Source organism: Epilithonimonas sp. JDS (assembly GCF_021261315.1).
Taxonomy (GTDB): Bacteria; Bacteroidota; Bacteroidia; order Flavobacteriales; family Weeksellaceae; genus Epilithonimonas.
Window position 1 is genome coordinate 361,034 of record NZ_JAJSAX010000001.1, and the last position, 19,071, is coordinate 380,104.

Sequence of the window (19,071 nt, forward strand, 5' to 3'; positions counted from 1 at the left end):
CACAAATGCTTCTAAGTATTCACAACCTCAGCCTTCCGCTGGAAGATCCTGTTCTGAAATTTTTGGTGGTTCTCATCATCATTCTCAGTGCGCCGCTATTACTCAACAAAATTAAGGTTCCACATCTTTTGGGACTCATAATTGCGGGAGCTATCATTGGACCAAATGGTTTCAACATTTTGTCCCGCGACAGCAGTATCGTCGTGACCGGAACAACCGGATTGCTGTATATTATGTTTCTTGCAGGACTGGAAATTGATATGGGCGATTTCAAAAAGAACAAATGGAAAAGTCTGACTTTTGGGATTTACACCTTTATCGTTCCTTTTGTTTTAGGCTTTGTGGGATCGTATTATCTTTTAGGTTTTTCATTGCTGACATCTGTTTTGTTTGCGAGTTTATTTTCGTCGCACACTTTGATAGCTTATCCGTTAGTGAGCAAATTGGGCGTTGCCAAAAATCTTTCCGTAAACATCACTGTTGGCGGAACTATGATTACCGATATTCTTGCACTACTGGTTTTGGCAGTGGTTGTCGGGATGTCACAAGGCGATGTGGGCAGCGAGTTTTGGATCAAACTTTCCGCTTCTGTTCTGGCTTTTGGATTGGTAGTTTTATTAATCTTCCCAATTATTGGCAGATGGTTTTTCAAGAAAGTGGATGACAAGATTTCGCAGTACATTTTTGTTTTGGTAATGATCTACCTCGCCGCACTTTTGGCAGAATTAGCGGGTGTTGAAGCCATTATCGGAGCGTTCCTTGCCGGTTTGGCTTTGAATAGACTGATTCCACACACGTCTTCTCTGATGAATCGGGTTGAGTTTGTCGGGAATGCGATTTTCATTCCTTTCTTTCTAATAAGCGTTGGGATGCTGATCGATTTCAAAGTATTTTTCAAAAGTTGGGAAACTATTCAAGTTGCAGCCGTGATGCTGGTGGCTTCAATCCTGGGGAAATATATTGCTGCAGTTCTCACTCAGAAGACCTTTAAACTGACAAAACACGAAGGGAAATTAATTTTCGGATTAAGTTCCGCTTCTGCCGCTGCCACTCTGGCCGCCGTGATGGTTGGTTACAACATTATCCTTTCCGAAAGCGAATCGGGAGAACCAGTGAGATTATTGAATGAGCATGTTTTGAACGGCAGTATTTTATTAATTCTGATTTCCTGTACGATTTCATCATTCATATCAATGTCGAGTGCAGAAAAAATTGCAGAAGCTGAAAATGAAGACACACTTTCCGGCGACAATCACGAGCAGGAGAACATTCTTCTGGCACTTAATTATGAAGGAATGGTTGATAAAACTGTTAATCTCGGATTACTGGTGAAAAATCATTCTAATACCGAAAACATGTTTGGTCTCAATGTCATTAATGAAGATAAAAATGATTCGTCGACCAAAAATGCTGAGAAAATCCTGAATTATGCTGTCAACACCGCATCAGCCGCCGATGTCGTCTTAAAACCTCTCACGCGATACGATAATGACGTGATTAATGGAATCAACAATGTCGTAAAAGAACAAAAAGTCACAGACCTGATTATTGGTTTGGAAGATGAGAAGGGATTTTCCGCTTCTTTTGCAGACAATCTTTACAATGGATACCTGCAGAATGATGATATTAATATTTTGGTTTACCACGCAGCACAACCGCTATCAACAGTGAAAAGATATCTTGTAATGATTCCGGAGAACGCACATTTGGAATCCGGATTCTACCATTCATTAGCAAGGGTTTGGAATATTGGAAAAAATTCTGGTGCTGTCCTAAGTTTTTACGCGCCGGAAAACATTATCAATGTTTTAAAGAAAATCATTAAGAAAGTCAATATCGAAGCTGACTTTATCATCATTAACTCTTGGGCAGATGCAGAGAAGAAAGCGGAAAGCATTAAAGATAATGAAGGTTTGATTCTGATCTTAGCCAAACGTGGAATGATTTCTTATTTTCCAAGAATGCGCCACATTCCGGATTTTCTGAATGCACATTTGCACAACAAGAATTACCTGCTTATTTATCCTTATTCCAAAACAGATGAAAATGATACTGAAATTCGCTCCGTGAGGAATCACGATGATTTTGTAGAGATAGGAAATATAATAAAGAAAATCTTCAGCTAGATTCGAATTAAGAAATTGAACAACTAAAAAGCCATCCGATCTGGATGGCTTTTAAACTTTAAAATAAGTTGAATTTTAGTCGATAATTTCATATTCAATTGCGATTGTACCTTTTCTGGTGTCGCCTATCGAATCAAATGCAGCTTTCGAGAGATCAAAGGCTCTGGACGAGTGGTATGGTCCTCTGTCGTTAACTCTAACTACAACGCTTTTCCCGGAGATCAAATTAGTAATTTTTACTTCTGTCCCAAAAGGAAGTGTTTTATTAGCAGCGGTAAGTTCTCTGTTACTGAAAATTTCTCCGCTTGCTGTTTTTCTACCATTAAACTTATCGTGGTAGAACGATGCAAAACTTGTTTTAGCATCTGTGGCATAACTCTTGAAAGAATAAATACCAAGTGTGGAAATCATCATTATGACTACAAGAAGAATTCTTTTTATCATGTTGAATTTTTATTGGTTTTGACTCTGCAAAGATACCTTTAAAGCTTTCCCGAACTTCACTTTTGGCTTTTCTGCCGCGTTTACAACCCAAAATCCACTTTTCAACCTTCGATAATCAGTTGCTGTAAGTCAATGACAAGATTTGTTAAAATATGTTAATTTATATTCAATTTTGTTAATTAAATCATTATAAAATTAAAAACACACAAGACTTAAACACTTGATAATCAGTAAAATATTACATTTTCGAAATTAGTAAAATAATTGATTCATATAATTAATTTACAGTTTTAGGAAAAATTATTTAATAAATTCACTTAATACTTTTAATTATCTTTAACAAAACTAAATATTAACATCAAATTCATAATTAATTAGCATAAATACAGTTTCAACGATTTAATAATTATTTAAGTTATTGATATTCAATTGTTTAAACTTAAAACACAAAAATATTAACACAATTACATAATTTTTGCTTCGAGATTAACTTGATATTTAGTAGAAAGTATTATAATTTGAGATTATCTATCTGAGATTACATCAATTAATAAGATTAAAAATTCAGCACATTATCATAGATTCATAGGTTATGATACAGATAAAGTTATTTTTTAGTTCAATGACGATAAATAAAAAAGCGATGAATTTGTAATTCATCGCTTTAAGCTTTTTGCAGTTGATTTATTATCGAAGTTTATGAAATGTAATCTTCTAACTAATCCACTAACTCTCCATACAAATCAAAATCTTCCGCTGAAGTAATCTTCACATTTGCAAACTCTCCAATGGATATATAGACATCTTTTGCAGGCACCAAAACGGTATTATCTACATCTGGAGAATCAAATTCTGTTCTACCAACGAAATAATCGCCTTCTTTTCTGTCAAAAATACATTTGAAAACCTTACCAACTTTCTCCTGATTTTTCTCCCAAGAGATTTGCTGCTGGATTTCCATGATTTCTTCAACTCTTCTATTTTTGACTTCGTCCGGAATATTATCTTCCAAAACATAAGCTGTTGTATTTTCTTCGTGAGAATATGTGAAACAGCCCAAACGATCAAATCTTTGATCTCTCACCCATTGTTTCAACTCTGCAAACTTTTCGTCTGTTTCGCCAGGAAATCCTACAATCAATGTTGTTCTGATTGCCATATCCGGCACTTTTTCACGGAATTTATCAAGAAGCGCATTCGTTTTTTCGAACGTTGTGCCACGTTTCATAGCCTTCAGCAATTCGGTGTTGATGTGCTGCAGCGGAATATCAATATAGTTACAGATTTTCGGTTCGTTTTTGATAATATCAAGAACATCTTCGGGGAAACCTGTCGGGAAAGCGTAATGAAGTCTGATCCACTCGATGCCTTCAACCTTTATCAATTCCTGAAGCAGTTCTCCCAAAGCTCTTTTCTTATAAATATCCAGACCATAGAAAGTTAAATCCTGAGCAATCAGAATTAATTCTTTCACGCCTTTTTTAGCTAATTTTTGAGTTTCGATCACAAGTTTTTCTATGGGAGTCGAAATGTGATTTCCTCTCATCAGTGGGATTGCGCAGAAAGAACAAGGACGGTCGCAGCCTTCAGAAATTTTTAGATAAGCGTAATGTTTTGGCGTGGTCGTCAATCTTTCGCCAACCAATTCGTGTTTGTAATCGGCTCCCAAATGTTTTAATAAAACAGGAAGATCTCTGGTTCCAAAATACTGATCCACATCCGGAATTTCACGAATCAAATCCGGTTTGTACCTTTCAGAAAGACAACCCGTTACAAATACTTTTTCTACTACACCTTGGTTTTTCAGATCTACATATTCCAGAATTGTGTTGATACTTTCTTCCTTTGCATTATCTATAAATCCGCAGGTATTGATAACTACAATATCACCTTTTTCTTCGTGAACTACTTTTTTACCGTTAGCCTCCAGCTGTCCCATCAGAACTTCTGAGTCATAGACGTTTTTGGAACATCCAAGAGTGACGATATTTATTTTTTTCTTACCTGTTGATTTCGTACGCATTTATAAAAATTTGAGGTTGCAAATTTAGTGATAAAAAAAAGAACCAAAAATTTGGTTCTTTCTATTTAGATTGTTTTTAAACAAATTGATTTAATAAGCCTGTTCATCTCCCTTTACAATATTATAGAATGTAAGGAATACAATTTTAAGATCCAAAAAGAATGACCAGTTTTGGATGTACCAAATATCCTTTTCAATCCTCTTCTCCATATCTTTGTCAGAGAATATCTCTCCACGCGAACCCATTACCTGCGCCCAGCCAGTAATTCCTGGCTTTACGATATGTCTTAGCATATATTTTTTTGTAATTTTGGAATACTGCTCAGTCTGTGAAAGCATATGCGGCCTTGGCCCCACGACTGACATATCTCCTATTAGTACATTTATAAATTGAGGAAGTTCGTCTATACTTGTTTTTCTAATGAATTTACCAAATTTCGTTATTCTGCTGTCACCCTTTTTTGCCATAGCATAATCTGAGGTACTATTAATTGCCATACTTCTAAACTTGATACAGTTAAAAGGCTCATTTTTGATTCCTGATCTTTTTTGAAGGAAAAATACAGATCCTTTACTTTCTATTTTAATGATTAAAGCCACAATTGGAACAAGCCAAGAAAGAATAAATACAATGACAAATAGTGAAAAAACTATATCAAAAAATCTTTTAAATATTTGATTTTCAGAATTCGTAAGAGGTTCTGGCATTAATTTCAGAAATGGAACACCTTGAATGATATCAAAAGAATGAGGTCCCATATTGATATATTTAAAATCCGGAACGATATAAATTCTTATCATTTTGTGCTCTGCAACGTGGACAATCTCGTTGTATAATTCCTCATCAATTGAGTCGTCACAAAGAATGATATTATCAATTTTTTCATTTTCCAAATCTTCCAAGAGACTATTTATATCTCCCAAATATTTACCTTTCCCACTTGAACTTTCTAGAGAATAGAAACCCCGGATTCCCATAGACGATCTAATCTCCTCATTAGATAAAATCGTTTTTGAAAAATTATTTTTACCAATCAAAATTGTATTGACTGAATTAATGCTTCTAGTAATCTTAATTCTATATTTTTTCCTGATTAAGAATATCACTATTCTACCCAAAACCATCATAGAAGTAACCAACAGTAAATACTTTACAGTAAACCAAATACTAATTGATTTTGAATAGATTAAAGTATTATAAAAGAAGAAGAATATGATAAAAATTAATAAAGCCTTGAATAATGAACTAAAGTGTTTTGCAGAATCTTTGTAATAAGAATCTGCATATAATTTCACCAATTTTGAAATGATATACCAAGAGAAATTCAGAATTAACAACTGAGTTTTATAATCTGGTTTAATAACAGAAATCTCCGAAGGACTAATAAAAAAATTAATCCCTAACAGAAAGATAATATTAATAATTATATAATCTCCAAATACAAGGTATTTGGTTAATTTTCTCAAGAAATAAAGAGGCATATTTTAAAATATGAAGTATTTTTTTTCAATTTCATTAGTACACTTTGGGGTTTTTACTTTGCCAAAATATGTTAATTTCAAATATAACATTAATTTAACAAAATAATAAAAAATAAGTACTAAATTAAAAATTGTGCTCAGAAAATGTGGTAAGAACTGCATCTTTATCTGAGAGAATTACATCTTCAGCTGGCAGTTTCCAATCCACATTAATTTGGGGATCATTCCAAAGCACACCTCCTTCGGATTCTTTATTATAGAAATTATCACATTTATAAGCAAAAACGGCAGTCTCACTCAAGACTGAAAAACCATGTCCAAAACCTCTAGGTACATATAGTTGAAGTTTATTCTCTGGCGTCAATTCTATGCCAAACCATTTTCCGAAAGTTGGAGAGTCTTCACGCAGATCTACAGCGACATCGAATACTTTACCTTCGAGGCAGGAAACCAATTTTGCCTGTGCATGTTCACCTTTTTGTAAATGCAATCCCCTTAGTACACCATAGGAAGATTTGGATATATTGTCTTGAACGAAGTGACCATTAAGTCCTGTTTCCTGTTCGAATTTTTTTTCGTTGTACTTTTCGAAGAAATAGCCTCGATCATCCTCAAAAACAGTTGGTTCGATAATATAACAATCCTTAAGTGGTGTTTCTTTTATTTTCATACGATCTGTTTTCCTAATGTTGAATCAAGTTTTTTTAGTTCCTGCTCAAAAACGGATTTCTTAAGCGCTGAGCTGGAAAATCTATGATCTCTTTTATTATAAAAAATTTCTATACCTTTTTTTTCGCAGTATTCCTTTCCTGTGAAATTTTTATCTTTATAATCACTGCCAATAATACGTACATCTACAACAAATGACTGCAAAATATCCATAAGATCTTCCTCTGTATTATAGGGAATAATCTCATCTACATCTTTACAAGCCTTAAGTTGAATATACCTTTCTACAATGGATTGAGATGGTCTGTTCTTATTCGGGCGGTCGAAGGTTGGATCCAGTTGTAAGCCAACAATTAGGTAATCACAAACAGTTTTTGCTTCTTCCAACATTTTTATATGACCTGCGTGAAGTAAATCAAAAGAAGAAAATGTGATTCCAACTTTTTGTGTTTTCATAAGTTTTAGTTTATTACGACAAAAGTACAAAAAATATTAATTAAATCATTCCAATTATGATTTACAATCTTTATTTGTAAGTTTGATCAAACATCTAATTAATTCGTTATGCTGCATAGCAAGGATATGGGCTTGGGAGGTGGTATAAAATTAATTAAATCAAAAAATGTTAACATAATTAATGTGACGGATACAAAAATCTTAATGCTAATGTGGAAATTAAGTCATTCAACTCTAATGTAACTGTAAAATTCAGTATAACTGAAAGATAAACTCGATTATTATAGATTACAATAATCAACAGAAATGAGATACGGCCTGTTTTAAGAAAAAGTTTGGAGGTAATAATATTATTTCAAAAACTGATTGTCGTTGTCTGCATACCAGTCTTTTAAAGCTTCCTCGAATTTATATTTAAACTTATAGGGAGATTTCGCTAATTTTTCGCCACTAATATTTGTGGATATCATCAGTTTTTTCACTCTGTCGGGGTGGATTCCCAATTTTTTCCCACCCAGATTTCCAATAATTACGGCTGCGGATTTCAAAATAGGTGCAGGAATTTTGGGAACAAAACGTTTTGTATTTGTCACCTTCATCATTGTTTCAGCAATTTCTTCAATGGTAAAAGCTGGAAAATAAGCACAATTGTAAATCTCACAATCGGTTTTATTCTCATCTAAACGGAACAGCATAAAGTTCACCAATTCTTTCACATAGATACAAGCTTTTACCGTATCTTTTCTTCCCGGATATAAAAATTTTCTACCCTTGATTCCCCAATACAGTCTTGTGAAATTTCCGTTTTCGCCTTTCCCGAAAACAACGCCCGGTCGCAGAATGGTCAATTGTCTCTCCTCTTCTTTTTTGATGTGCCAAGCCATATGAATTTTTTCCGCCACAAACTTGGAAATGCCATACGGCGTATTTGGCGTAGGCAGCGTATCTTCAGTTTTAACATCTTCTGATGCTCCATAAGGGGCAATAGATGAAGTGAAAATTATTTTCTTAATGTTAAATTGATCTGCAAACGCCGTTACATTTTCAGCACCTTTAATATTGGTTTCAAAATATTCGTGGTCGGGATGTCCTGGTGTTGTATGAACTGCAGAAAAATTAAAAATGATATCATTTTCAGATACAGGAACATTAATGTTAATTTCTAATCTTACATCACAATAAATAAAAACAGATTTACCATTGTGCAGATTTTCTCTTATATCAAGATTGTAAATTTTAGAATTTGGATTTTTTTCTAATAAATAATTGATTAGATGAGTTCCTATGAAGCCTGAGCCTCCAAATATAAAATAATTCATTAATTGTGTTGATTAGCTTATTCAAAAATATACAACTGTCACATAATAGTTGTAATGTCCATTTGTTTCTATATATTAACCGCAATGAAGAAATGACTATGTTCAGAAAATAAAAATAGTATGACTAAGATTTGTAAATTTTAATTAACTCTTCAAAATTTTTGTCTTTATCAAACAATTCTTTGCATCGTTCAAAGGAAGCTTTACCCATCTCTTCTCTGATTGGGCTATTTTGCAATTTCCTAATAGCCTCAACTGCCTCATCCATAGAATTAACGAGAAATCCGGTTTTACCATCTTCGACCGAGTCCTTATTACCAACTATATTGCTTGCTACAATAGGTTTCCCTAATGCCATAGCTTCTAAAATGGCTATAGAAAGCCCCTCCCACAAAGAAACTTGTAAATATACATCAAATGCAGAAGCTCGAGTAAGTAGTTCTTGTCTAGTGCCAACCCAACCCGTAATTGTAATATTAGGAGCAGTAATCTGATTTGCCAATTCTCCATTTCCAATCCAAACAAAATCTACGTCTGGCATTTTGAGTGCAATCTCATTAAATCCTTGTGGATTCTTTTGTGCATGAAGAACACCAATAGTACCTACAGTGAATCTTTTATTCTGGGTTTTATCTTGGGTGAAAATTTGGTTTTTAAAGTCTATACCATTTCTAACAAAATAGGTTTTTCCAATCTTTCTTGCAAACTTCAACTCCGTTTCTCCAGATCCAATTGTAATTCCACCGAAAAAAAGTTGTACAGACTTCTCAATAAGTCGAAATATTTTTTGTGAGGATGGTGATATGTCCTGTCTTAAAAATGCATAGCCATGAGGAGAGTAGAAAATTTTATCTCTTTTCAAAATACCGACCGCTGCCATTCTACCTAGTACACCTGCCTTAGAGGAGTGCAGATGTAAGATATCGGGTTTTTCTACTTTTAAAATTTTTCTTAGTTCGAGGAATGATTGGATGTCGGTTTTCGGATTGATGTCCCGAGTCATTTGAAGTTTGATAAATTTTATTTTATCCGAAAAATCATCCTTTATTTTAGATTCATCTAACACATCTCTTTTACTATAAATAATAATAATTTCATGATCTTCAGCACCATGAGCATGAATAATAAAGGATGTCAAATCCCTCAAGTAAGTATAGATCCCTGTACTGAAAGCCTCTGCAATATGTAAGATTTTCATAAAAATTGTGTTGTTAGTTTTATCTATTTATCTTTAGCAAATACACAGATTCTGTATCAATATTACTCAACTTAATGTTTGCATTACTATTGTTTAGAGAGACTGAGCCTGACTTTATTTTAATTGGTAAAGATAATTCTTTTTGTTCAGTATCCGGAATCTTAAAAAGAGTATAATTAATTTTATTTGATTTGGAAAATAAAGGTGATTTTTTGATTGACTTTAGATTAATCTGAAAGGATGAAGCCATTTTTCCCAAGTTTCCAAATAATATATTAGCAGAATTAGTATTTTCAGAGAGATAAGAAATGGCAACGGTTTTTTCCGAATCAACGCCTGTATTAAGTCTATTATTTAAACTTTCTGCATAATATTTGTAAACCCACCAAACAGATCTGGGTTTGCCTTGTGGTGTTAATAGTCCGCCTATAGAATTATTCCAGCAAGTATTTTCATTCTGTGCTGGAGGAGCATCCCCACAAGTTTTGCAACCTACAACTCCTAAATTATCCAATACATTGATATAGGCTAATGATGTTAACGGTTTGAAATAATCATCTGATCCTACAAACTCCGGTATCATAACATCTCTTATTTTTAAATTCGGAAATTTTTTTATCAAATCTTGTCTTACAAAATTTATTGTATTACTCATTTTTAGAGCATCATCAATACCATTTAGCTCAAGCTGATGCCAATTCAACAAATCTAATTTAATATGATTACTGTTACAAAATTCTAAAAATTCCTTAAAAAAAACTTCTTTAAATGAAGTAGTTGATGGGCCTGTAATAATAGCATCATTACCTCCCGGCAAGGATCTAATTTTATCATGAATTAATTTGAAAGTCTCAAAAAAATCTTGTCTAGATCCTTCAAAAAAAACTTCGATATCGGGCTCATTCCACAGGTCATAGATGACCTCATTACCGTTTTCTTTATATAACTCTTCTACCAAAGTGAGTAAAGTTTTTTTATCAGAATAGGGTTTTTTCCATTGTGATGATTTATGAAAGAAGAAATCTGTAACAACAAGGATAGGCTTGATATTATACTTTTTTAGAATTTTCATCTGTTCTAATCTGGTATTTTTGTCTTTCATTGCACTGCCTATTCTCCAGTATGCGGGTTTTAGAGCAATAATATCTTTTTCTAATGGTTTTAGATCGTTGAAGTGTAAAAATCCAATAGTAGATTTTTTTTCGGTTGTTTTTTGAGAAAAATCTATTTCTACTTTTTTTTGAGAAAAAAGGAAGTTAGAAACCAATAATAGGAGTAACACCAAAACTAAACTACAAAATATAACTTTGGGTAATTTTTGACTTGTAATTTGATATATAATATTATTTTTTTTCATATTCTGTGTTTTCTATTATTGTATCAAATAATTTTCAATTTATGTTTGAAATAATATAATGCAATATTATTAAAAATAACTAATCTTTTATACAACTTGCCCAATAAAGGTCTATTACTTTTTTTAATTGTTGTTACTGTATTATCATTTCTTCTGTATAATACAAGGGGTTGGTTAATAAATTTTACTTTACCAACAATTTCTCCCACAAAACCCAACCAAATATCAAATGCCACTTCCCTATTTTTCGGAAATGGCAATGCTTTTTCTAGGACTTTTCTTCGCAAAGCCATAGAATATCCGTAATAGGTGTTATATCCCAGATTTTTGAAAATGCCCGATCCAGAATTAAAGATACTAAAAAAAGATTCATTTGTAACATTTAAAAATTCATCTGTTACTTTAGAGTCAGAAACCACCAGATCATAGTCTTGTAAATATGCCGTTATCGTTTTTACTTTATTTGGTAACCAGACATCATCTTGATCCGAAAGAAATATAATATCTCCTTCTGCATGTCGCAGTGCATTTTCAAAATTAGATGTAAATCCCTTTTGTCCTTGGTTTAAGAATATTTTTATTCTATAATCATTGATGTTTTTTATTACCTCTATGGTCTTATCGGTTGAGTGGTCATCAGAAATCACGATTTCATCATTATCACTTAGTTGTACAAGTATAGATTGTAATTGTTCTTCAATATATTTTTCTCCATTGTATGTTGCCATACAAACGCTTTTTTTCATATTCAATAGTTATTAATTGTGCGATAATCGTTTATAAAATCTTACTTCAAAAAATTACAAAATTAATCTATATTTTTTTTGAAATGCCAAAAAGTATTCCTTTTGATATGGATTTTAATTTTGCAAATTTATCTTCTTCAAAGAGTAAAACCGATATATATCTTAATCCAATGTATTTTACTATCAAATGTTTTTTTTTCCTTATTGGATATAAATGCGGATATCTTCTCCAGATATAGATTTGATTTTTTATCAAATAAAAAGTACGGAATGCAGAATAGTTATCAGAGATTCTGCCTTTGAGAGTGTTTTCAGAATATCCTATTTTATGATTCAGAATTATATCTGTAAGTATTACTGTTTGCAGAGCATATTTTTTATTTGCCTTATAACAAAAATCGAAATCTACAGCGTCTATAAATAGTTCTTCATCAAACAATAAACCTTTTTCAAAGGTTGATCTTGGAAAAGCCGATCCAGAAGTAATACATTCTTTTACCAACATAATGGTATTTTCGTTATCATTTTTATAGGCTAGTTTTTCCCGAGCTGTATAATTGACTCCAAAAATACCAATGTTAGGATTTTCATTTTTTGAAATTTTTTCTTTATATCTTTCCAGCATTCCCGGTGCGAAGTAACTATCCTGATCAAATGTTATTAAAAAATCAAAATCATTGGATAGCAAGCAATTTACTCCAAAATTCAAGGCTTTTCCTATTCCAACATTCTCACCTACTCCAGCAAAGGTAATCTTGCCACTTATTTTTTTTATTTCTTCGCAACTATAATTTCTTTCTCCGCTGGGTGTATTTTCCCAGATTATAAGATGATCTAAGTCACTGATATAGGATGAGATATTTTTTTTTAGCATCTCTAATTCTGGAAAATAAGTAACAACAACTCCTATAAGCTTCATTTTAATATTTTATAATTTAACTATTAGTGTAAAAAAACATGCTTTTTCAAATAATAAAAAATAATTCGCTCGATAACTTAAATTAATTTGAAAAAAGCCAAGATTTATATGGTTCATATAATTCAGAAATATCAACCATAATAAATATTTGTGCACTATACAAAATTAATAACATAATCCACGCAAGATATTTAAACTTATAGGGAAATGCGTATAACAGCATTGGAAATAATAGAATTTGAACAACGGATAGCAATTCAAAGCTTCTTATTGAAAAAACAGCCGCAGTAACACTAAAAGAGAAATATAATACTAATGAAAACAAATGTATCCTATATAAGACTTCAAATCCTTTAATATTTTTCAATTTATTATAATTAATCCCTAGAATTATAGCCATAAACGTAGCTAATAAAACTCTAAAACCAAACAAATTCACTTCTTCATCAACAGAATTATTCTCTAAAAATTCTAAATATAATTTTATTTTAGGGAAGATTCTATCCAGAAATAACAATTTCAAAATATTTATTTTGGCTATTATAATTACAAAAGATCCTAATAGGGCATAATAATAATATTTTATATTAATTTTTTGTCTAATCAAAATTAATATCATAAAAAAAAGTATACTGGAAGTATGAAAAAATAATGCAATAGCCATTAAAACTATACTCTTTTTATAGAGACCATTAATCATAAATGGAAGACTAAGCAAGAAAATACCACCGGCAACCCCTGCTCTAATGGTGGTCATTTCCATCATCAAAAAAAGAAAAGAAAAATATATTATAAAGCTTAGGAATATATTGTTTGAATATTTATATATAGCGTACAATTTCGTTGTCACACCTAAAAAAGCAAAACACATAAAACTACTATTAATAATTTGTGTTCTACTATCAAAAAATAATTTAAAAAAATTAGGAATTACATATATACAGGGTTCTACCATGTTATTAGCTGCAAACTTTGCATATGACACATCACTAAATCTGAAAAAGTTTCTATACATTGGAAAATCCTTATCTATATAAAGTCTTGTCCCAGCAAATAAAGTGAGTACAATTATTAATATTACAATAATTACCTTTTTTAGTTGATAATTACCTAAAAGAGCTAATAAAGAAGTGGTTAAAAAAAGTATATAATATATCATATAATTTTACTGCTAACTTTTACAGTTTTTAATATTTAGTAAAAATAAATTTATAAATTTGACAGGGTTTTAGACGTACGATAAAGAAGAAAATAAAAATCATTTTTTTACACTCAATTGGTTAAAGATGAAATTATATTTCATTATTTTTTTTTAATTTTTTTAAAAAAAAATCCCAATCGGAAGAAAGTTTCAACAAATTAAAATAACTTAATATTAATATTCCCTAACTTATTTATTTTTTCTAACTATATATTTACAATATGTTCTTTTTTATAAATTTTTTCACCAGTCAATATTTAATACCAAAAAAGCATTTTAAAAAGATTTTCATTTTTAAAATATGACTATCAGTATAAACGTTTTATAAGTCTTTTCTACTTTGTATGACCAATAAGAGAAAGCAATAACGTAAATAAAAAACCATTATCTAATTATAGCATTTTTTATTTTATTAATTATTTCCTTCACTTCGTTTTCTTTCAAAATATAAAGCAACGCTCCATAAACCAACCATGAAATCAAACTCATCAGTACAAAATAGAATATGTTTTCTGGGAAAAGTTTTATCCCTATCAATGAAACCAGCAACATTATAACTGAAGCGACAATAATTTTACCAAAATTTTTATCAAAAATATCAGGCAAATTTGATGTTCTCTTCAAAAAAAAGAACATGATGACAATCGCTAGAAGTTCTGATAACACACCTACAACCGCCGCTCCGTTATGCTGATAATATTTAACCGCAAAAAAATTGACACAGACACTAAAGGCTGCCGATATTAGTGTGGCATAGGTGTATACCTTTTCTTTATTTTGAGGATACAATATCAAAAATCCCATAAAATATGCCATGCTCACAATCAAACATAAAGGCGATATAAGTTTCATTGTAATAATAGACTCGTCAAATTCCGACCCTGCTATAAGATTAATTATCGGCTTTGCAAAAACAAGAAAATAAACAGTAAAAGGTAAAGATGTAAGCAGCAGAAATGTAAAGCTCTTGTGAAGATATTTGAAATACTGCTCCTTGTCTTCCTGAAACAAAAAGGACAGTCTTGGAAGCATTACCGCTCCTATTACTGTTATAAAACTAATCACAAATCTTATCATTTTATTGGCTACAGAATAATATCCAACGTACTTATCACCGGCAATAGTTCCTATGAGCAGATTATCCAAATTCAAATAAATACTTACTGAAATTGTGGCGATAAATATTGTCAAAGCTGGTTTAATGTGTTTTTTTACATTCAAATTCCGCAATACATTCTTTTCTTTATAAAGAATTTTAGAAATCACAAAGAAATTAAGAATATTAGCCCCACATGTAGTAAGAACAATACAAAAGGCATAAAAGTGATAATTATCCGGTGATTTTATAAAAAGAAACATCAGAACAACCATCAGAACACGGACACCAACATACCTAATTGTAATATATAACTGGTCTTCTACCCCTTGGAAGTACCATTCTGCACCAATATTAGTTAGAAAAATCATCGCACTCATAATAAGAAGGATACTTTTATAATTGGAAAAATAATCCATTTGATAAAGCACTCCAAATAATAAAATATAACCTGCTAAAGATGTAACGCCTAGTAATACGAGCAATTCTGCTAATGTCCTTGCTTTTTGAGCTGGTTGTTCTCTCACTTTAGCAATCTCTCTAATCCCATACATCGGAATTCCTAGAGCGGTAAAAAGCAGAAAATAATTGATAATAGTATTCACATATTCTACCTTCCCGATATATTCCGCTCCTAAAACCCTATTGATATAAGGCATCGTAATAAGACCGACAGCTGCACCGGAAATAACCCTGAAGCTATTCAGTATATAATTTTTTTTTATACTTTTTGTTTTCAAAATTTTTATCCGAAAAATTTATTCCACCATTTTTTTTCTTCTGCCTGATAACCATATCCATATTTGTTACCATATCCAAAATTGGTCTTATGAATATCATTTAAGACAAATGCAGCATTTACAATTTTTTTGGTTTCGATATTTTTGTTGGCAAATTCTATAAATGCTTTTTCCGTAATCTCAGATCTTGTAACATATATGGTAGCATCTGCAACATCAGCAAAAAGGAAAGAATCTGTTACTAGCATCAATGGTGCTGTATCTAATATGATGTAATTATAATCATCTTTTAATGACTCTATAAGTTCATAATAACGGCCATTTTGCAAAAGTTCTGCCGGATTCGGCGGAATATTTCCTGAATAAATAAAATCACAATTTGGATTAAAGCCACTTGGATGAATTATTGATTTTGTATCATTTGCATCTCCATACAGATATTCTGCCAAGCCCTTTGAGCCCTTCATAGAAGGATTATATCTTTGCAGCTGCGGATTTCGAATATCAGAACCTATTACTAGAACTTTGTTTTTAGAATTAGCCAAAGCTAAAGACAGATTAACCGAAATAAAAGTTTTACCTTCTCCCTTAATAGTCGAAGTCACAAAAATGATTTTTGCAGAATCTTTCCTTGGTAGCATAAATTTTATATTCGTTACCAAAATTCTAAATGATTCTGCTAAAGGACTCACATCATTATGCTGGATAAGATGTTGGTCTTTGCTGGAAATTCTTGGGATTTCTGCTAGTACAGATGATGATGTTAGTTTCTCTAAATCATTTCTATCAATTAATTTATTATTGAGCAGCTCTTTTAAATATATATAACCAAAAGGTATCAAAGATCCTAATATCATTGCGCCCAGTAGAATAAACAATTTCTTTGGTGAAACTGGTTTTTCTGCAGCATAAGCATAATCTACAACTCTAGCTTTATCACCAGTAATTGCCATTGTAATCGCAGCTTCCTCTCTCTTTTGTAACAAAAGCAGGTATAGGTTTTCTTTAATTTGTTGTTGCCTTTCTATACTTCGAAATAATCTTTCTTGCTTTGGTACTTTTTCGATTTGATTTTTACTGTAATAATTTTCACTTTCAGATTGGCTTCTACCAGCCTGCATACCAATTAAATTACGATTAAGACTTTCACGGAGTGCATTTCTAACAGAATTAAGGTCTTTCGTGTTTTCAATAACCAATGGATTTTCAGGTGTTGCATTTTCCAGCAATCGGCTTCTGTCTATTACCAATTTGTTATAAGCAGAGATATTGGACGTTGCGGCAGGATTATCCAATCCTATATTGGTGGGTAGAACTTGGTAATTATTAGTCTGTGAATTGATGTAGCCCAACATTATTTTTGTAAGCTCTATCTGCGTATCAAATTCTATTGCTTTTCGGCGGGTTTCATTGGAGATTTGCAAGTTAATTTTTGCTTCTGCACCTATATCCGTCAAGTTATTATCAAGCTTGAAGCGTTCTTTTTCCGTCTCTACAGAACCTAATTCATTTGATATTATAATAATTCTATCATCAATAAAATCCTTTGTTTTCTTGGATTCTGAATTTTTATCTGTAATAGCATACTCATTATAAATATCTGTTAGCTTATTTAAAATATCTTTAGATTTATCTGTATTCTGGTCTGCCAAGGTAAGCCCAATCACTGTTGCATCTTTATCTAAAAGATCTACTTCAAGAGATTCTTGAAGATCATTTACATAGCCATCAAAATCTGAATAGGTAAAGTAAAAATCATCAAGATTCAACTTTTTCACCTTTTCACGATTGAATTTTGAATTCTTGGTAATTAAGATATTGGCATAAGGAAGACTTATGGTCTTATTAAATGTAGTTATTAGATCTTTTTTAAATTCATCTGAAGACAAGGTAATTTTATCTCCATCAATTTTTATATTTATCGGTTTCTCAGGTAATTCAGTAAATGGTTTTTCGGTAACAATATGTACAATAAATGGATTTGTGTCCTTATATAATTCTACGTCATAAAATTTCTCTCTGGAATAAATAGATGTTTGAATTTTTAATGTCTTGACGACATCTTCTACAATTTTTTTTGATTTGAAAATTTCCAATTCATTTTCGATACTGTTTGTACCCATTCCGGCAAATCCTCCCAATCCCGACAATACATCAAAATCACCAGAAGCACTCGACATTTTTTTCGCTTCTTTGATAAGAACAGATGATTGTACTTTATAGACCGGAGCGCTTATCATTATATAAGTAACAGCCAAAATCAATGCGGCAACAATTCCTAATAAAAACCAATGCCATTTTTTTGTATATGGTTTAATAAGTTCTCTTAAATTGATTTCTTCTTCTTTATTCTTAACGTCCATCTAAGTATTATTTATGATTATGACTGCAATAAAAAATACGGCAGTCAAAGTTTTTATTTAATTTTTAAAATGTTTAATTGCTTAATTTTAACTTCACTATTTTGATATAGTGAAATTAATTTCTGAATATTAGAGCCAGAACACCGATGAGAACAGATGCAACGGAAATCCAAATCCCTGTCTGAGGACCATAGGATGCTGCACTTTTTCTTGCTTTATTTGGAGATACGTAAATGACATCATTTTGTCTTACGTAATATTCTGGAGAATTAAATAATTCTGCATTAGTTAAATCTACATAATGCTTGGTAGTCACACCATCTACATTTCTTACTAACAGGATATTTTTACGTTGTCCATATATAGTAAGATCTCCAGCCATTCCTATTACATTAAGTATTGTTGTTGGTTGCCCCTCTGGGATTGGAATTGTTCCAGGTCTATTAATCTCGCCAAGTACAGTGACTTTATAATTAAGAGTACGGATATTAACCCCTGGATTTTTAATATATTTTGCAAGTTTATCTTTCAATTCTGCTTTGAAATTTTCTAAGGTTTTATCCTTAGTGCTCAAAGTGCCTAAAATCGGAAAATCTATATTACCATTACTATCAACCAAATAAGTTGGCTCCACCGATGCATTACGCGTCGGCATTGTTGAAAACTGAGACATATCTGTAGAATAGTAATTCTGATTGAATGGTTTTGCAACCTCATTATCTTTAGCAAGAACAGTAATAGATAGTTGATCAGCCGGCTGAATGGTAGAAGAATATTGTCTTTGAGAAGCTTCAATTGCTACATTTTCAATATTTTTCAGGTAATCTATTTCTTGGTTTGTTTTACAAGACGATACAACAAGCAAAATCGGAAGACAAACAGATAGTAAATAATTCTTCATAAGAGTTCAAAGATAGTTTTCATTAGAAGTT

At 31.6% G+C, this 19,071-nt stretch carries 15 protein-coding genes; 1 reads left to right on the forward strand and 14 read right to left on the reverse strand.

Going from position 1 to position 19,071, the window contains the following annotated elements; translation table 11 throughout:
• The first annotated feature begins 5 nt into the window (after window positions 1-5).
• Window positions 6-2,126: a cation:proton antiporter gene (locus LUD75_RS01830; protein WP_232704016.1), complete on the forward strand. Its 2,121-nt coding sequence runs from the start codon at window positions 6-8 to the stop codon at window positions 2,124-2,126.
• Window positions 2,127-2,201: 75 nt separating this feature from the next.
• Here LUD75_RS01830 and LUD75_RS01835 read toward each other — a convergent pair whose 3' ends face one another.
• From LUD75_RS01835 to LUD75_RS01900, 14 genes are all read right to left on the reverse strand, one after another.
• Window positions 2,202-2,570, reverse strand: a complete 369-nt coding sequence (locus tag LUD75_RS01835; RefSeq protein WP_232704017.1) for a septal ring lytic transglycosylase RlpA family protein — start codon at window positions 2,568-2,570, stop codon at window positions 2,202-2,204.
• A 718-nt stretch (window positions 2,571-3,288) separates the two neighbouring features.
• Window positions 3,289-4,593, reverse strand: coding sequence for a 30S ribosomal protein S12 methylthiotransferase RimO (rimO, locus tag LUD75_RS01840; protein WP_232704018.1), 1,305 nt, complete (start codon window positions 4,591-4,593; stop codon window positions 3,289-3,291).
• 90 nt (window positions 4,594-4,683) lie between these two features.
• Entirely contained in the window at window positions 4,684-6,075 is a 1,392-nt protein-coding gene (locus tag LUD75_RS01845; RefSeq protein WP_232704019.1) for an exopolysaccharide biosynthesis polyprenyl glycosylphosphotransferase, read from the reverse strand.
• Between the two features lie 124 nt (window positions 6,076-6,199).
• A complete protein-coding gene (gene rfbC, locus LUD75_RS01850) occupies window positions 6,200-6,745 on the reverse strand; it encodes a dTDP-4-dehydrorhamnose 3,5-epimerase (RefSeq protein WP_232704020.1) in 546 nt (181 codons plus the stop codon).
• Window positions 6,742-7,200, reverse strand: a complete 459-nt coding sequence (locus LUD75_RS01855) for an adenylyltransferase/cytidyltransferase family protein (RefSeq protein ID WP_232704021.1) — start codon at window positions 7,198-7,200, stop codon at window positions 6,742-6,744. Before LUD75_RS01855 ends, rfbC begins: the two co-directional genes overlap by 4 nt.
• Before the next feature lie 350 nt (window positions 7,201-7,550).
• On the reverse strand, window positions 7,551-8,519 hold the full coding sequence (locus LUD75_RS01860; RefSeq protein ID WP_232704022.1) for an NAD(P)-dependent oxidoreductase: 969 nt from the start codon (window positions 8,517-8,519) through the stop codon (window positions 7,551-7,553).
• Between the two features lie 124 nt (window positions 8,520-8,643).
• A complete protein-coding gene (locus tag LUD75_RS01865) occupies window positions 8,644-9,717 on the reverse strand; it encodes a glycosyltransferase (protein WP_232704023.1) in 1,074 nt (357 codons plus the stop codon).
• Window positions 9,718-9,736: 19 nt separating this feature from the next.
• The gene (locus tag LUD75_RS01870) at window positions 9,737-11,074 is read right to left on the reverse strand and encodes a hypothetical protein (RefSeq protein WP_232704024.1); all 1,338 of its coding nucleotides are present in this window, start codon (window positions 11,072-11,074) and stop codon (window positions 9,737-9,739) included.
• Between the two features lie 23 nt (window positions 11,075-11,097).
• Window positions 11,098-11,802: a glycosyltransferase family 2 protein gene (locus LUD75_RS01875; protein ID WP_232704025.1), complete on the reverse strand. Its 705-nt coding sequence runs from the start codon at window positions 11,800-11,802 to the stop codon at window positions 11,098-11,100.
• Window positions 11,803-11,887: 85 nt separating this feature from the next.
• Complete coding sequence (locus LUD75_RS01880) at window positions 11,888-12,739, reverse strand: glycosyltransferase (RefSeq protein ID WP_232704026.1); 852 nt, start codon at window positions 12,737-12,739, stop codon at window positions 11,888-11,890.
• Window positions 12,740-12,821: 82 nt separating this feature from the next.
• Window positions 12,822-13,898 (reverse strand): EpsG family protein, encoded by a 1,077-nt coding sequence (locus LUD75_RS01885; RefSeq protein WP_232704027.1) that lies wholly within the window; start codon window positions 13,896-13,898, stop codon window positions 12,822-12,824.
• Between the two features lie 426 nt (window positions 13,899-14,324).
• Window positions 14,325-15,776, reverse strand: coding sequence for a flippase (locus tag LUD75_RS01890; protein ID WP_232704028.1), 1,452 nt, complete (start codon window positions 15,774-15,776; stop codon window positions 14,325-14,327).
• Window positions 15,777-15,781: 5 nt separating this feature from the next.
• Window positions 15,782-18,139 carry a tyrosine-protein kinase gene (locus LUD75_RS01895; RefSeq protein ID WP_232704029.1) on the reverse strand — a complete coding sequence of 786 codons (2,358 nt, stop codon included), beginning with the start codon at window positions 18,137-18,139 and terminating at the stop codon, window positions 15,782-15,784.
• Window positions 18,140-18,254: 115 nt separating this feature from the next.
• On the reverse strand, window positions 18,255-19,040 hold the full coding sequence (locus LUD75_RS01900) for a polysaccharide biosynthesis/export family protein (protein WP_232704030.1): 786 nt from the start codon (window positions 19,038-19,040) through the stop codon (window positions 18,255-18,257).
• Window positions 19,041-19,071 lie beyond the last annotated feature (31 nt).

Coding starts and splice junctions, on each gene's coding strand:
- LUD75_RS01830 (WP_232704016.1), top strand. CDS start 6: ATGCTTCTAAGTATTCACAACCTCAGCCTTCCGCTGGAAGATCCTGTT.
- LUD75_RS01835 (WP_232704017.1), bottom strand. CDS start 2,570: ATGATAAAAAGAATTCTTCTTGTAGTCATAATGATGATTTCCACACTT.
- rimO (WP_232704018.1), bottom strand. CDS start 4,593: ATGCGTACGAAATCAACAGGTAAGAAAAAAATAAATATCGTCACTCTT.
- LUD75_RS01845 (WP_232704019.1), bottom strand. CDS start 6,075: ATGCCTCTTTATTTCTTGAGAAAATTAACCAAATACCTTGTATTTGGA.
- rfbC (WP_232704020.1), bottom strand. CDS start 6,745: ATGAAAATAAAAGAAACACCACTTAAGGATTGTTATATTATCGAACCA.
- LUD75_RS01855 (WP_232704021.1), bottom strand. CDS start 7,200: ATGAAAACACAAAAAGTTGGAATCACATTTTCTTCTTTTGATTTACTT.
- LUD75_RS01860 (WP_232704022.1), bottom strand. CDS start 8,519: ATGAATTATTTTATATTTGGAGGCTCAGGCTTCATAGGAACTCATCTA.
- LUD75_RS01865 (WP_232704023.1), bottom strand. CDS start 9,717: ATGAAAATCTTACATATTGCAGAGGCTTTCAGTACAGGGATCTATACT.
- LUD75_RS01870 (WP_232704024.1), bottom strand. CDS start 11,074: ATGAAAAAAAATAATATTATATATCAAATTACAAGTCAAAAATTACCC.
- LUD75_RS01875 (WP_232704025.1), bottom strand. CDS start 11,802: ATGGCAACATACAATGGAGAAAAATATATTGAAGAACAATTACAATCT.
- LUD75_RS01880 (WP_232704026.1), bottom strand. CDS start 12,739: ATGAAGCTTATAGGAGTTGTTGTTACTTATTTTCCAGAATTAGAGATG.
- LUD75_RS01885 (WP_232704027.1), bottom strand. CDS start 13,898: ATGATATATTATATACTTTTTTTAACCACTTCTTTATTAGCTCTTTTA.
- LUD75_RS01895 (WP_232704029.1), bottom strand. CDS start 18,139: ATGGACGTTAAGAATAAAGAAGAAGAAATCAATTTAAGAGAACTTATT.
- LUD75_RS01900 (WP_232704030.1), bottom strand. CDS start 19,040: ATGAAGAATTATTTACTATCTGTTTGTCTTCCGATTTTGCTTGTTGTA.